At 72.1% G+C, this 15,279-nt stretch carries 13 protein-coding genes; 10 read left to right on the forward strand and 3 right to left on the reverse strand.

The features are described 5' to 3' along the window. Position 1 precedes the first annotated feature (1 nt). Complete coding sequence (locus tag AWQ68_RS24145; RefSeq protein ID WP_066943908.1) at positions 2–370, reverse strand: nuclear transport factor 2 family protein; 369 nt, start codon at positions 368–370, stop codon at positions 2–4. Positions 371–487: 117 nt separating this feature from the next. Next, positions 488–2,152 (reverse strand): class I adenylate-forming enzyme family protein, encoded by a 1,665-nt coding sequence (locus AWQ68_RS24150; protein ID WP_066943910.1) that lies wholly within the window; start codon positions 2,150–2,152, stop codon positions 488–490. Positions 2,153–2,346: 194 nt separating this feature from the next. On the opposite strand from AWQ68_RS24150, the gene argC reads away from it, so the two are divergent. From argC to AWQ68_RS24195, 9 genes are all read left to right on the forward strand, one after another. Next, on the forward strand, positions 2,347–3,369 hold the full coding sequence (argC, locus tag AWQ68_RS24155; RefSeq protein ID WP_066943913.1) for an N-acetyl-gamma-glutamyl-phosphate reductase: 1,023 nt from the start codon (positions 2,347–2,349) through the stop codon (positions 3,367–3,369). Between the two features lie 97 nt (positions 3,370–3,466). Then, a complete protein-coding gene (gene argJ, locus AWQ68_RS24160; protein WP_066943914.1) occupies positions 3,467–4,621 on the forward strand; it encodes a bifunctional glutamate N-acetyltransferase/amino-acid acetyltransferase ArgJ in 1,155 nt (384 codons plus the stop codon). Beyond that, the gene (gene argB, locus AWQ68_RS24165; protein WP_066943917.1) at positions 4,618–5,556 is read left to right on the forward strand and encodes an acetylglutamate kinase; all 939 of its coding nucleotides are present in this window, start codon (positions 4,618–4,620) and stop codon (positions 5,554–5,556) included. Before argJ ends, argB begins: the two co-directional genes overlap by 4 nt. 68 nt (positions 5,557–5,624) lie before the next feature. After that, positions 5,625–6,770 (forward strand): acetylornithine transaminase, encoded by a 1,146-nt coding sequence (locus AWQ68_RS24170; protein ID WP_066943977.1) that lies wholly within the window; start codon positions 5,625–5,627, stop codon positions 6,768–6,770. Then, a complete protein-coding gene (gene argF, locus AWQ68_RS24175) occupies positions 6,763–7,779 on the forward strand; it encodes an ornithine carbamoyltransferase (RefSeq protein ID WP_084464339.1) in 1,017 nt (338 codons plus the stop codon). Before AWQ68_RS24170 ends, argF begins: the two co-directional genes overlap by 8 nt. Then, positions 7,776–8,282 (forward strand): arginine repressor, encoded by a 507-nt coding sequence (locus AWQ68_RS24180; protein ID WP_066943919.1) that lies wholly within the window; start codon positions 7,776–7,778, stop codon positions 8,280–8,282. Before argF ends, AWQ68_RS24180 begins: the two co-directional genes overlap by 4 nt. Positions 8,283–8,475: 193 nt before the next feature. After that, positions 8,476–9,675 carry an argininosuccinate synthase gene (locus AWQ68_RS24185; RefSeq protein WP_066943921.1) on the forward strand — a complete coding sequence of 400 codons (1,200 nt, stop codon included), beginning with the start codon at positions 8,476–8,478 and terminating at the stop codon, positions 9,673–9,675. A gap of 61 nt (positions 9,676–9,736) precedes the next feature. Further along, entirely contained in the window at positions 9,737–11,176 is a 1,440-nt protein-coding gene (argH, locus tag AWQ68_RS24190; protein WP_157545645.1) for an argininosuccinate lyase, read from the forward strand. A 2-nt stretch (positions 11,177–11,178) separates the two neighbouring features. Further along, positions 11,179–11,985: a DNA-3-methyladenine glycosylase gene (locus AWQ68_RS24195; protein WP_084464347.1), complete on the forward strand. Its 807-nt coding sequence runs from the start codon at positions 11,179–11,181 to the stop codon at positions 11,983–11,985. Positions 11,986–12,151: 166 nt separating this feature from the next. Here the strand turns inward: AWQ68_RS24195 and AWQ68_RS24200 are convergent, their stop codons facing one another. Then, a complete protein-coding gene (locus AWQ68_RS24200; protein WP_066943981.1) occupies positions 12,152–12,529 on the reverse strand; it encodes an arsenate reductase family protein in 378 nt (125 codons plus the stop codon). Between the two features lie 260 nt (positions 12,530–12,789). Here AWQ68_RS24200 and tyrS point away from each other — a divergent pair, with 260 nt between their 5' ends. Then, positions 12,790–14,055: a tyrosine--tRNA ligase gene (gene tyrS, locus AWQ68_RS24205; RefSeq protein WP_066943925.1), complete on the forward strand. Its 1,266-nt coding sequence runs from the start codon at positions 12,790–12,792 to the stop codon at positions 14,053–14,055. Positions 14,056–15,279 lie beyond the last annotated feature (1,224 nt).

The raw sequence follows: 15,279 nt of genomic DNA on the forward strand, positions 1-15,279 counted from the left end.
CTCACATCGCGGGCACCTTGTCGAGGAAGCCGTGCACGTCGCGGATGCGGCCGTCGGCGTCCAGCGCGGCGACGTCGAAGCCGATCACGACCGGCTCGGCGGCCCCCTCCGGAGCCAGGTGCCAGGTGAACCGCACGAGGTCGTGGTGGCCGTCCAGCACCTCGCCACGGCTGAACACGAAGCCGGGGAACATCCCCTGGGCACCCGCGATCACGGCGGCGATGGCGTCGTGGCCGCGCACGGCCGCCATCGGGTCGGTGTAGCCGCCGTCCTCGGCCCACAGCTCCGCCACGGCCGCGGCCCGGGCGGCGGCGTCGGTCTCGTTCCAGGCGGCGATGTAGCGGTCGACCAGGGTGGAAAAGTCGCTCACGGGGACTCCTCAGTTCGCGTGTCTTCGTTGACACCGGAAAGTTCCCACGACGCGGTGTGCCCCGTCGATTACCCGCGAGGTAACCCGGCGCGCTACGAGGCGCGCCGGGATTCCGTGTCAGGAGCCGAGGACGCGGCGGCGCAGCGCGGTCTTGAGGATCTTGCCGCCCGGGTTGCGGGGCAGCTCCTCCTCCAGGAACCAGACCGTCGCCGGGACCTTGAACCCGGCGAGGCGTTCGCGCACGAAGTCCCGCAGCTCGTCCGCGGAGACGGCCGAGTCCGGCGCGCGCCGCACCACCGCGCCGACCTCCTCGCCCAGCTCGTCGTGCGGGACGCCGATCACCGCCACGTCGTCGACGCCGGGATGCTCGAACAGCGCGGCCTCGACCTCGGCGCAGTAGACGTTCTCGCCGCCCCTGATGACCATGTCCTTGGCCCGGTCGACGATATAGACGAAGCCCTCCTCGTCCACCCGGGCGAGGTCGCCGGTGTGCAGCCAGCCGTCCACGAAGGTCTGCGCGGTGGCCTCCGGCCGGTTCCAGTAGCCGCTGATCACGATCGGCCCGCGGATGCACAGCTCGCCGACCTCGCCCGGAGGCAGCTCCGCCCCTCCCGGATCGCAGATCTTGACGTCGTTGACGGCGAGCGGGAGGCCGATGCTGTCCGGCCGCGCCGCGTAGTCCGCGCCGCAGTTGTAGACGGCCAGCGCCGTCGTCTCGGTCATGCCGTACCCGTTGGCGGGCGCGCGGCCCGGCAGCAGCTCGGTGATGCGCTCCAGCAGCTTGGGCGGGGCAGGCGCGCCGCCGTAGGAGATGGAGGTCAGGGACGAGATGTCGTGGCGCTCCAGCGCGGGGTGGGCGAGGAGCTGCCACGCGTTGGTCGGCACGCCGGCGAGGGCGGTGACCCGCTCGCGCTCGATGGTTCGCAGCGCGCGTTCGGCGTCCCACTTGTACATGAGGGCGAGCGTGCCCCCGGTGAAGATCGTCGGGATCAGCACGGCGAAGCAGCCGGTCACGTGGAACAGCGGCACCGCGAGGAGCGTGACCCGTTTGGCCGAGGCCGTCTCCGCGGGGTCCTTCCCGGCGAGCAGCGTCGCGCGCATCATCGCGTACGCCACGGTCATCGGCGCCTGGCCGAGGTTGCGGTGGGTGCCGAGCGCGCCCTTCGAGCGGCCGGTGGTCCCCGAGGTGTAGAAGATCGTGGCCGGGTCGTCGGGGCCGAGGTCGACCGGGGGCAGGGTCACGTCGGCCCGCACCTCGCCCATCACCTCGGCGAGGTTCGCCCCCGGCCCGCGTGCGACGATCACCGGTATCCCGGGCCCGTCCGCCTCCGCGGCCCGCGCGGCGCGCTCGGCGTCGGCGATCAGCAGGCTCGCCCCCGAGTCGGCCAGGCCGTACGCGAGCTCCTGACCGGTCCACCACGCGTTCAGCGGCACGGCGACCGCCCCGGCGGCCAGGATCGCGGAGAACGCGACCACCCATTCGGGATAGTTCCGCATCGCGAGAGCCACCCGGTCGCCCGTGCGGACGCCGTAGTCCTCCACGAGCCGCCGCGCCAGGGTCGCCGCACGGCGGAAGTGCTCCTCGTAGGTGATCCGCTCGTCCTCATAGATCAGGAAGACCTTCTCGCCCTGGAACCGGCTGTTCTCCAGCAGGTCCCGGAAGGTCCGGGGAGCGTGCTTCCACGCGCGGATCGTCGTCCCCGCTGCCTCCACCTCTTCCATCTCGAAGAGCTGGCCGGGCGCGGTGAGCTGAGCCTTTACCTGGTCGTGCGTCATAGCCATGGACTGCGCTCCAAGCCGCGATGGTAACCGGAAAAATCACGATACCGACCGGTAGGTACGGACGCCAGGGTGCCGACCCCCGAGCTCGCGGCGGGGTGGCGGGGCCGCGCTCGCTTGCATGATCATGCTGAGTTGTGCATACTTTTCGACAGGTAAGAAGATGTGCTCGTTCGCATGAACATGCAGGGGGACCGATGAGGGCGGCGATCGCGGGAGCGACGGGTTACGCGGGAGGCGAGCTGCTACGGCTGCTGCTCGGGCACCCCTCCTTCGAGGTCGGCGCGCTCACCGCCGGCTCCAGCGCCGGCTCGCGCCTCGGCGAGCACCAGCCGCACCTGCCCGCCCTCGCCGACCGGGTCGTCCAGGAGACCACCGCCGAGACCCTGGCCGGTCACGACGTCGTCTTCCTCGCGCTGCCCCACGGGCAGTCCGGCGCGGTCGCCGCCGAGCTGGGCGAGGACACCGTCGTGGTGGACTGCGGCGCCGACTTCCGGTTGGAGAGCGCGCAGGACTGGGCCCACTTCTACGGCGGCGCCCACGCGGGCACCTGGCCGTACGGGCTGCCCGAGCTTCCCGGCCAGCGCGAGGTGCTGCGCGGGGCCCGCCGCATCGCGGTGCCCGGTTGCTACCCGACCTCGGTGACGCTCGCGCTGTTCCCGGCCTTCGCCGCCGGCCTGGTCGAGCCCGACGTGGTCGTGGTCGCCGCCAGCGGCACCTCGGGCGCGGGCCGCGCCCCCAAGACCCACCTCCTCGGCAGCGAGGTCATGGGCTCCGTCAGCGCGTACGGCGTGGGCGGCGTCCACCGGCACACCCCCGAGATGGAGCAGAACCTGGCGAAGGTCGCGGGAGGGCCCGTCCGGGTCTCCTTCACCCCGACGCTCGCGCCGATGAGCCGGGGCATCCTCGCCACCTGCACGGCCCCGGCCGTGCCCGGCCTCACCGCCGCCGCGCTCCGGGAGGCGTACGAGACGGCGCTCAAGGACGAGCCCTTCCTCCGCCTGCTGCCGGAGGGGGCGTGGCCCGCGACCGCCATGACGGCCGGGGCCAATACCGTGGTCCTGCAGGTGGCCCTCGACGAGCGTGCCGGCAGGGTCGTCGCCGTCGCCGCCGTCGACAACCTCACCAAGGGCACGGCCGGTGGCGCGATCCAGAGCGTCAACCTGGCTCTCGGGCTGCCCGAGGAGCTCGGCCTCCCCGTGAACGGGCTGGCCCCGTGACCGCGGCGGAGTGCGCGGCGCACCACAGCGGCGGGCGAACGCAAGAACGGCACGCGACAGGCGACAGCGGCCCGGGGCCGCGAGGCGAGGAGGAAGTATGAGCGTCACGGCTCCACTCGGGTTCCGGGCGGCGGGCATCGCGGCGGGCATCAAGGCGAGCGGCGCGCGCGACCTCGCGCTCGTCGTCAACGACGGGCCGTCCCGCGCGGCGGCGGGCGTCTTCACGGCCAACCGCGTCAAGGCCGCGCCGGTGCAGTGGTCGGCGCAGGTGCTCTCCGGCGGCCGGGTCAAGGCGGTGGTCCTCAACTCCGGCGGCGCCAACGCCTGCACCGGGCCGCTCGGCTTCCAGGACACCCACGCCACGGCCGAGAAGGTCGCCGCCGCGATCGAGGACTCGGCGGGCGAGATCGCGGTCTGCTCCACCGGCCTGATCGGCGAGCGGCTGCCGATGGACGCGCTGCTCGGCGGGGTCGAGACCGCGGTGTCCCAGCTCTCCCGGGACGGCGGCCTGGCCGCCGCCGACGCGATCAGGACCACCGACACGGTCGGCAAGATCGCCTTCCGCAGGGGCGAGGGCGGCTACATGGTCGGCGGCATGGCCAAGGGCGCGGGCATGCTCGCCCCGTCGCTGGCCACCATGCTCTGCGTCATCACCACCGACGCCGACCTCTCCTCCGAGGAGCTCGACGCGGTGCTGCGCAAGGCGACGGGCGTCACCTTCGACCGCCTGGACGCCGACGGCTGCATGTCCACCAACGACACCGTGCTGCTGCTGGCGAGCGGCGCCTCCGGCGTGCGGCCCGACCTCGCCGAGTTCGAGAAGGTCGTCACCACCGTCTGCGCCGACCTCACCCGCCAGCTCCTGGTCGACGCCGAGGGCGCGTCCAAGGCGATCGCCATCGAGGTCGTGGGCGCGGCCAGCGTCGAGGACGCCGTCACGGTCGGCCGCACGGTGGCCCGGAACAACCTGCTCAAGTGCGCGATCCACGGCGAGGACCCCAACTGGGGCCGGGTGCTGTCCGCGGTCGGCACGACCGACGCGGTCTTCGAGGCGGACCGGCTCAACGTGGCCATCAACGGCATCTGGATCTGCCGCGGCGGCGCCGTGGGCGACGACCGCTCCAAGGTGGACCTGCGCCCCCGCGACGTGACGATCACGATCGACCTGTCGGCCGGCCCGCACTCCGCGACGGTCCACACCACGGACCTCACCGCGGCGTACGTCCACGAGAACTCGGCGTACTCGTCATGACGCCCCGCAAGAACGGCGCGCTGGACAAGGCGCACACGCTGATCGAGGCGCTGCCCTGGCTGGCGCGCTTCCACGGCGCGACCGTCGTCATCAAGTACGGCGGCAACGCGATGACCGAGGAGCATCTGCGCGAGAAGTTCGCCGACGACGTGGTCTTCCTCAGGTACGCCGGGCTCCGCCCGGTGATCGTGCACGGCGGCGGCCCGCAGATCCAGCGGCAGCTCGACCTGCTGGGCATCGAGAGCCGCTTCGTCGCCGGCCTGCGGGTGACCACGCCCGAGGCCATGCAGGTGGTGCGCATGGTCCTGGTCGGCCAGGTCAACCGCGACGTGGTCGGCCTGATCAACCGGCACGGGCCCTTCGCGGTCGGCATGTCCGGCGAGGACGCCCACCTGTTCACCGCCGAGCGCAAGCAGGCCGTCGTGGACGGCGTCACCGTGGACATCGGCCAGGTCGGCGAGATCGTCGGCGTCGAGGCGGGAGCCGTCGAGGCCCTGCTGAACGACGGCCGGATCCCCGTCGTGTCGTCGATCGCCCGGGGCGAGGACGGCACGATCTACAACGTCAACGCCGACACCGCGGCCGCCGCGCTGGCGGTCGCGGTGGGCGCGTCCAAGCTGGTCGTGCTCACCGACGTCGAGGGCCTCTACGCCGACTGGCCGAACAGCGACGAGGTCGTCAGCAGGATCGCCGCGACGGAGCTGGCCGAGCTGCTGCCGTCGCTGTCCAGCGGCATGGTCCCCAAGATGGAGGCGTGCCTGACGGCGGTGCGCGGCGGTGTCCCGCAGGCGCACGTGCTCGACGGCCGGGTCCCGCACTCCCTGCTGCTGGAGATCTTCACGGACCAGGGCATCGGCACAATGGTCCTGCCCGACTCCGCATCCGCCCCGGCCGAGCCCGCGCCGGTCGCGGTTCCGAACAAGGAGGACGCGTGAGCGAGGAGACGAAGCCGAGCCGGAACCCGGCCGGAGAGGCGCTCAGGAAGCGCTTCGAGGCGGCGTTCATGCCCAACTACGGCGTGCCGCCGGTCGCGCTCGCGCGCGGCGAGGGCACCGCCGTCTGGGACGTCGACGGACGGCGCTACCTGGACCTCATCGGCGGCATCGCGGTCAGCTCCCTGGGCCACGCCCACCCGGCGCTGGTCGAGGCGGTGTCCCGGCAGGTGGCGACGCTGGCGCACACCTCGAACCTGTACCTGCACGAGCCCGAGGTGCTGCTGGCCGAGCGGCTCGGCGGCCTGATCGGCGCGCCCGCCCGGGTCTTCCTGGCCAACTCCGGCACCGAGGCCAACGAGGCCGCGCTCAAGCTCGCCATCAAGTACGGCAAGGCGAACGGCAAGAGCTACTTCGTCGCCGCCGAGATGGGCTTCCACGGCCGCACGCTCGGCGCCCTGTCGCTGACCGGCAAGCCCGCGATCCGCGACCAGTTCGGCCCGTTCCCGATCGACGTCCGGTTCGTCCCGTACGGCGACGCCGACGCGCTCAAGAGCGCGGTGACCGACGACTGCGCGGCGGTCTTCCTGGAGCCGACCCAGGGCGAGGCCGGCGTCGTGCCGCCGCCCGAGGGGTACCTCCGGGCGGCCAGGGAGATCTGCTCCGCCACCGGGGCGCTCCTGGTCGCCGACGAGATCCAGTCGGCGATCGGCCGCACCGGCCACTGGTTCGCCCACCAGGCGGACGGCGTGCTGCCCGACGTGCTGACCCTGGCCAAGGGCCTCGGCGGCGGCATGCCGATCGGCGCCTGCGTCGGGATCGGCCCGGCCGGGACGATCTTCGAGAAGGGCGACCACGGCTCGACGTTCGGCGGCAACCCGGTCTCGTGCGCGGCGGCGCTGGCCGTGCTGGACACGATCGAGCGCGAGGACCTGCTGGCGCACGTCCGGGCCGTCGCCCGGGAGCTTCGCGACGGCATCGAAGCGATCCGCCACCCGCTGCTCAAGGGCGTGCGCGGCCGTGGCCTCTGGCTGGCCCTCCTGCTCGCCGCCGACCGCTCCGCGCGGGTCCAGGAGGCGGCCCAGGAGGCCGGGTTCCTGGTCAACGCGCTCCAGCCCGACGCCGTACGGCTCGCGCCCCCGCTCGTCGTCACATCGTCCGAGGTGCGGTCCTTCGTGGACGCCCTTCCCGGCATTCTGGAGGCCGCCAATGACTAGCCAGGGACCCGTCGCGGATCCGAAGCAGGTCAGGCACTTCCTGCGGGACGACGACCTGACGCCGGAGGAGCAGGCGCAGGTGCTCGACCTGGCCGACGCGATGAAGAAGGACCGCTTCGGCTACCGGCCCTTCGCCGGCCCGCGCACCGTCGCGGTGCTGTTCGACAAGCCGTCCACCCGCACCCGCGTCTCGTTCGCGGTCGGCGTCGGCGAGCTCGGCGGCCTGCCGCTCGTCATCGACGGCGGCTCCTCCCAGATGGGACGGGGCGAGCCGATCGAGGACACCGCCCGGGTCCTGGAACGCCAGGTGGCGGCGATCGTGTGGCGGACCTCCGGCCAGGAGCGCGTCGAGGCGATGGCCTCGACGTCGTCCGTCCCCGTGGTGAACGCGCTCACCGACGAGTTCCACCCGTGCCAGATCCTCGCCGACCTGCAGACGATCCGCGAGCACAAGGGCATGCTCAAGGGACTCACCCTGGCGTACCTGGGCGACGGCGCCAACAACATGGCCCACTCCTACCTGCTCGGCGGCGCGACCGCCGGGATGCACGTACGGATCGGCGCCCCGGCCGGATACCTGCCGGACGCGGTGATCCTCGACCGGGCCGCGGAGATCGCCGCCGCCACGGGCGGCTCCGTCACGGCCGTCAGCGATCCGGCGGCGGCCGCCGCCGGGGCGCACGTGCTCGCCACGGACACCTGGGTGTCCATGGGACAGGACGGCAAGGAGGAGCGCGTGGCGGCGTTCACGCCGTACCGGGTCGACGCGGAGCTGCTCGCCCAGGCGAGCCCGGACGCGATCGTGCTGCACTGCCTGCCCGCGTACCGGGGACTGGAGATCACCGGCGAGGTGCTCGACGGGCCGCAGAGCGTGGTCTGGGACCAGGCCGAGAACCGGCTGCACGCCCAGAAGGCGCTGCTGCACTGGCTGGCCGTCCACAGCGGGCAGGCGTCCGGCGCGGGCGCCCCGGACGCCGGTACGGCGGAGCGACGAGGTGAGACGCCGTGACGATCCCGCTGACCAAGGCGGCACGGCACGCCCGGATCGTCGACCTGCTCACCCGGCACAAGGTCCGCTCGCAGCCCGAGCTGGCCCGGCTGCTCGCCGAGAGCGGCGTCGAGGTGACCCAGGGGACGCTCTCCCGCGACCTGGACGAACTGGGCGCGCTCAAGCTGCGGGCCGACGACGGCACCCTGGTATACGCGGTGCCGGGAGAGGGAGGCGGCCGGATCCCGCTCTACCGGACGGGCACGGGGGAGAACCCCTACGCCCGGCTCCGCGGCATCGCCGAGGAGCTCCTGGTCTCGGCGGAGGCGTCGGCCAACCTGGTCATCCTGCGCACCCCTCCGGGGGCCGCGCAGTTCCTGGCCTCGGCCATCGACCACGCCGACTGGGAGTCCATCCTGGGCACGGTCGCGGGCGACGACACCATCCTGGTGATCAGCCGCGACCCGCATGGGGGAGAGGAACTGGCGGCCGCCCTGCTCAAACTGGCGGACCGCCGAGGCTGAAGCCGCGATCACACGACGCACCCGGCGTACGACGGGCGCACGACGGCGTACGGCACGCGAGAGGGATCACATCCGGCGATCGGGCGACGACGGAACGGAGCGGCAGTCGCGCCGCCGATCCGGAAGCGGAAGCGCCGGCAGGCATTGTGACCTGTGAAAACATGAAGCGTGACCACGTAATTGGAGATAGATCATGAGTGACAGGGTCGTACTCGCCTACTCGGGCGGCCTCGACACCTCCGTGGCCATCCCGTTCCTCGCCGACAAGACCGGCGCCGAGGTCATCGCCGTCGCGGTGGACGTCGGCCAGGGCGGCGAGGACATGGAGGTCATCAGGAAGCGCGCGCTCGACTGCGGCGCGGCCGAGGCCGTCGTCGTCGACGCCCGCGAGGAGTTCGCCCGGGACTTCTGCGTCCCGGCGCTCCAGGCGAACGCCCTGTACATGGACCGCTACCCGCTGGTCAGCGCCCTGTCCCGGCCGCTGATCGTCAAGCACCTCGCTGCGGCGGCCGAGCAGTTCGGCGGCACCCACGTCTCGCACGGCTGCACCGGCAAGGGCAACGACCAGGTGCGCTTCGAGGCCGGCCTCGCCGCGCTGAACCCGGACCTCAAGGTCATCGCCCCGGCCCGTGACTACGCCTGGACCCGCGACAAGGCCATCGCCTTCGCCGAGGAGAAGGGCCTGCCGATCGACGTCACCAAGAAATCGCCGTACTCCATCGACCAGAACCTGTGGGGCCGCGCCGTCGAGACCGGCTTCCTCGAGGACATCTGGAACGCGCCCATCGAGGACGTGTACGACTACACGTCCGACCCGACCGTGCCGCGCGAGGCCGACGAGGTCGTCATCACCTTCGCCCAGGGCGTCCCGGTGGCCCTCGACGGCCGCGCCCTCTCGCCGTACGAGATCATCGCCGAGCTGAACCGGCGCGCGGGCGCGCAAGGCGTCGGCCGCCTGGACATGGTCGAGGACCGGCTCGTCGGCATCAAGTCCCGCGAGGTCTACGAGGCCCCCGGCGCGATCGCGCTGATCAGCGCGCACATGGAGCTGGAGAACGTCACCGTCGAGCGCGACCTCGCCCGGTTCAAGCGCTCCGTCGACCAGCGGTGGGGCGAGCTCGTCTACGACGGCCTCTGGTTCTCGCCGCTGAAGAACGCCCTCGACGCGTTCATCGCCGACGCGCAGCAGCACGTCTCCGGCGACGTCCGGCTCGTCATGCACGCCGGCCGCGCCGTCGTCACCGGCCGGCGCTCGGACGCCTCGCTGTACGACTTCTCGCTCGCCACGTACGACACGGGCGACGCGTTCGACCAGTCGCTGGCCAAGGGCTTCGTCCAGCTCTGGTCGCTGCCCAGCAAGATCGCGGCCGCCCGGGACGCCCGCCAGGGATAGAAGGTTTGACCTGCGCCCCGGCTCTGGTCGGAGCCGGGGCACACGTCGGTTAAGGTCGCGGATGAAACTCGGAGGGAGAACGACGGTGGCGGACAACAAGCCGATGCGGCTGTGGGGCGGCAGGTTCGAGGGAGGGCCGGCGGACGCGCTCACCCGCCTGTCGGTGAGCGTGCAGTTCGACTGGCGGCTCGCGCCGTACGATCTGCTGGCCTCGCGCGCGCACGCGAGGGTGCTGCACCGCGCCGGCTTGCTGACGGACGATGAGCTCGCGCGGATGCTCGGCGCGCTCGACGACCTCGAGCAGGCATGCAAGGCGGGCGAGTTCCGGCCGACGGTCGCCGACGAGGACGTGCACACCGCCCTGGAGCGCGGCCTGCTCGAACGGCTCGGCACGCTCGGCGGGAAGCTGCGGGCCGGCCGCAGCCGCAACGACCAGGTGGCCACCGACCTGCGGCTGTATCTGCGCGACCACGTCCGCACGATCGTCTCGCGCCTGGTCGAGCTGGAGACCGCCCTGATGAGCCAGGCCGAGGCACACGCATCCACGGCCGCCCCCGGCATGACCCACCTGCAGCACGCCCAGCCGGTGTCGTTCGGCCACCAGCTGCTCGCCCACGTCCACCCGCTGACACGGGACATCGACCGGCTGCGCGACTGGGACCGCCGCGCCGCGATCTCCCCGCTCGGCTCCGGCGCCCTCGCCGGCTCCTCCCTGCCGCTCGACCCGCAGGCGGTCGCGGCCGAGCTCGGCTTCGACTCCGCCGCGCCCAACTCGATGGACGCGGTCGCCGACCGCGACTTCGCCGCCGAGTTCCTGTTCTGCGCGGCGATGATCGGCGTCCACCTGTCCAGGCTGGGCGAGGAGATCGTCCTGTGGGCCTCCCAGGAGTTCCGCTGGATCGAGATGGACGACGCCTACTCCACCGGCTCGTCGATCATGCCGCAGAAGAAGAACCCGGACGTCGCCGAGCTGGCCAGGGGTAAGAGCGGCCGCCTCATCGGGGCGCTGATGTCGATGCTGACGACGCTCAAGGGCCTGCCGCTCACCTACAACCGCGACCTGCAGGAGGACAAGGAGCCGGTGTTCGACGCCGTCGACACGCTGCTCCTGGTGCTGCCCGCCGTGTCCGGCCTGGTGTCCACCATGCGGGTCAACACGGCCAAGCTCGAGGCGAGCGCCCCCGACGGCTTCGCCCTCGCGACGGACCTGGCCGAGCTGCTCGTCCGCAAGGGCGTCCCGTTCCGCGACGCGCACGAGGCGGTCGGGCACCTGGTCGTCTGGTGCCAGGTCAACGACAAGGACCTCGGCGACCTCACCGACGACGAGCTGGCCAAGGTCTCGCCGCACTTCACCCCGGACGTCAGGGACGTGCTCAACGTGGCCGGCGCCCTCGCCGCCCGCAAGGCCCACGGCGGCACCGCCCCGGACCGCGTCATGGACCAGCTCGCCGCGCTGCGCGAGACCGTCGACGTCCAGGCGGCGTGGGCGAGCGGAAGCTGACCATGACGGCAGGTCCGGACGCCCACGGGCGGCCCGTCGCATCCGGTGGGACCGGTCACGCGGGCCCCGTCGCGGGGCCCGCCGACCTGGCGGCTCTCGGTCCGGGGGCGGGCGCGCCTCTGGACCGGGCGTTCTTCGACCGGCCGTCCCCCGAGGTCGCGGCGGACCTGCTCGGACGCGTGGTCGCGCACGGCCCGGTGGCCGTCCGGCTCACCGAGGTGGAGGCGTACGGCGGGCCGGGCCAGGACCCGGCCTCGCACACCTACCGCGGCCGGACGCCGCGCAACGCCGTGATGTTCGGCGAGCCCGGCCACCTGTACGTGTACTTCACGTACGGCATGCACTTCTGCTGCAACCTCGTCTGCCTGCCCGAGGGGCGCGGCTCGGCCGTGCTCCTGCGGGCCGGCGAGGTGATCGCCGGGGCCGATCTCGTCCGCTCCCGACGTCTGTCCACCGGAGGCAAGGCATCCGACGATTCGGGGGCGGGCGAGAGCCGTACCCGCCCGGCGGCACGCCGGAGCATCCCCGACCGGGACCTCGCCCGGGGGCCGGCGCGGCTGGCCGTCGCCCTCGGCTTCGAACGGCGGCACAACGGCCTCGACGCCTGCGGGCAGGGGCCGCTCCGCGTCTTCGCCGGCAGACCGGCCGATCCCGCGCTCATCCGGACGGGACCGCGTACGGGTGTCTCCTCCGGTGCCGAGACGCCCTGGCGGTTCTGGGTCTACGGCGACCCCACCGTCTCGCCGTACCGGCCGCACGTGCCCCGGCGTCGCGGCCGGACGGAGGGCCCCCAACCCGAGGTGCGCTGAGCCTCGCTCCTCCCGTATGGCAGGTGAGCCAGGAGGGGCGAGATGCCCGGCCGCTCGACGCGGCGGGACACGCGTTCACGCTAGAACCTCGGATTCGCGGCCTTCCCCACGAACCCGAGGTTCTCCGGCCGGGCGGTACGGCGAATCGGCGCCGATCGCGGGTATCTCAGCCGGCCGCGGGGCGAGCGGGAGGCAGGACCGACCGGACCGACTCGGGCGACCGGCCCACGACCGCCGTCCCGTCGTCCGCGGTGATGATCGGCCGCTGGATCAGGATCGGGTGGGCGGCCATGGCGGCGATCCACCGGCCGCGGTTCTCCTCGTCGCAGGGCCACGAGGCCATGCCGAGCTCCGCGGCCGCCGTCTCTCCGACGCGGGCGACGTCCCACGGCTCCAGGCCGAGCCGCCGGAGCACGTTCTCGAGTTCCTCGGCGGTCGGCGGGTCATCCAGGTAGCGGCGGACCGTGTACTTTGCGCCCTCCTCGTCCAGGAGCGACAGCGCGGAACGGCACTTGGAGCAGGCCGGATTGATCCAGATTTCCATGGCGCCCATTCTCCCGCCGGAGCGCCGCGGGGAGGGTGAACGCGCGCCGGCACGCTCCCCCGTGGGATCTGCGGGCAGGGAGGTGGCCCTTCTCACGCTCGAAGCCCGACCACCGCGGCCCCACTGGCACGTCCGGACTCCGCTGCCCGGCCTGGCGACGTATTGAGTGGCGATAGGGTTTTGTGATCAGGCAGGCTGGTACGGGGGCGAAAGCCGCACATCCCTCGAAGACACATCCATCGACACTGAAGGCCGAGATCGTGACCGACATCCTCGATGAGCTCGAATGGCGCGATGTCATCGCGCAGACCACCGATGCCGACGCGCTGCGCAAGGCACTGGCCGAGGGTCCGATCACGGTCTATGCCGGCTTCGACCCGACCGCGCCGTCCATCCACATGGGAAACCTCGCCACTCTGCTGATCCTCACCCGGTTCCAGCGGGCGGGACACCGGCCGATCGCGCTGGTCGGCGGTGCCACCGGTCTCATCGGCGACCCGAGTGGCCGCAGCACCGAGCGCTCGCTGAACTCCTCGGACGTCGTCGCCGACTGGGTGAGCCGGATCCGGGGTCAGGTGGAGCGGTTCCTCTCGTTCGACGGCGGGCCGACCTCCGCGACGGTGGTCAGCAACCTCGAGTGGACCGGCAAGATGTCCGCCATCGACTTCCTGCGCGACGTCGGCAAGCACTTCCCGGTGAACCGGATGCTGGCCCGCGAGTCGGTGGCCGCGCGCCTCGGCGGTGAGGGGCTCAGCTACACCGAGTTCAGCTACCAGATCCTCCAGGCCAACGACTACCTGGAGCTGTACCGGCGGCACGACTGCGCGCTCCAGCTCGGCGGCAGCGACCAGTGGGGCAACATCACGGCCGGGGTCGACCTGATCCGCCGGGTCGAGGGCGCGCACGTCCACGGGCTCACCGGCAAGCTGATCACCAAGGCCGACGGCACCAAGTTCGGCAAGACCGCCGGGGGAGCCATCTGGCTCGACCCGGCGCTCACCTCGCCGTACGCGTTCTACCAGTACTGGCTGAACGCCGACGACCGGGACGTGGTGCGCTTCCTGAAGGTCTTCACCTTCCGGTCCCAGGAGGAGATCGCCGAGCTGGAGAAGGCCGTCGCCGAGCGTCCTGCCGCGCGCGTCGCGCAGCGGACACTCGCCGAGGACGTGACGACCCTGGTCCACGGGGAGGCCGAGCTCGCCAGGGTGGTCGCCGCGTCGCGCGCCCTCTTCGGGCAGGGCTCGCTGGAGGAGCTCGACGCCCGGACCCTGGAGTCGGCGCTGGCCGAGGTGCCCAAGGCGACCGTTCCCGCCCTCGGGATCTCGTACGTCGACCTGCTCGCCGAGAGCGGCCTGGTCGATTCGAAGTCGGCCGCGCGGCGTGCCGTCAAGGAGGGCGGCGCGTACCTCAACAACGTGAAGATCACCGACGAGGAGTACGTGCCGGGCCAGGACGACCTGTTGCACGGCCGGTTCCTCGTCCTCCGTCGCGGCAAGCGCACCATCGGCGGCGTCGAGGTCGCCTGACGGTTCGTCGAGGGCGTCCGACCCGCGGCTCAGGGCTGTCCTGGAGGGGCGTGCCTAGGGGGCTGAGGACGGAGCCGTGCCCTTCGGGCGACATACGAAGTGAGACCAGGGCCTCCCGGCAGCGTCCGGCGGGGCCCTGGTCGCGTTGTGATCCCGGGGCGGCATGTGCGCCGGTCGAGCGCCGCGCCCACGCCGCCTGAGGACCCGCCGTGTCCGGCGAGAGCGGGCACGGTCACCCGATGTCCCCGACGATGTCGGCTCGGCCGCCTGGCATGTCCGGCGGCACGGTGAGCTCGTTTGGGCTTGCCTTGTTCACGCCGTGCCGACCCGCCCCGGGAGTCGGCCAAATGGGACTTCAGACGCCTGCGGAATCGCCGCTCCCCGTTCAGCGAGGCGGCGGAATTCACGCGCCGTACCAGGCCGTGCCATGGGCCGCGAGCCCGGATGTGACGAGGGAACCCTCGCTGGTGGCAGCCTTCGCGAAGGAGAGCAGGCCTCCTACACCGGCTTGCCGACGTCCCGAGGTTCGGTGGGTCAGGCGTGGTGGTTCGGGGTTGCCGGGCAGCCTGGATGTCGAAATGTCGCTCGTGGGGCGCTGCGGCTGGCGGCACCGGCCGGCGGCAGGCTGCGTCACCGTTCAGGACACGCACGCCGTCGCCGCGGATCGCCGAGAGAAGCGATCCCGCGCCCACGTGCTCGCCGGAACTGGACGATCCCGACATGACGTATGGCCTGGTGGGGACGTTCCGACCACCCGAGATCGGGCGCCCCGGAGGCCCTGGAAGGGCGGGACAGCGAGGTCAAAAGTCTCTGTGACGGCGGTAACAGTCGTGTCGCGAACCGGGCCAGATTTTCGTGATCAGGCCTCTGACCTGCGGCTTTGTGTGGACAACCCGGATTTGACGATGCGCCGGGTCTTGCCTAATGTTCTCTTCGCCCCGAGAGACAGGGACGCCGCAAGGCGGCCGGATCCTCTGGGGGCCAGCCACTTCAGAAAGCCACATGGATCCGGCTCCAGGGTCGATCCAGCCGCTTCGTAACGTGTCCGAATCTCAGCCCGCCAGGCTGGCTGGACAGGAAGCAGGCGGTGAGGTAATCTGGAGGGGTTGCCCCGGAGACGGGGTTTGGGTCCCACGGTGAGATCCAGCCGGTGATCGGCGGGAACTCTCGGGATCACACAAACGAGATCAATGCCCCAGAGGGGTCGGTCATCATGGCCGGTCG

The organism is Microtetraspora fusca (assembly GCF_001570365.1).
GTDB classification, from domain to species: domain Bacteria; phylum Actinomycetota; class Actinomycetes; order Streptosporangiales; family Streptosporangiaceae; genus Microtetraspora; species Microtetraspora fusca.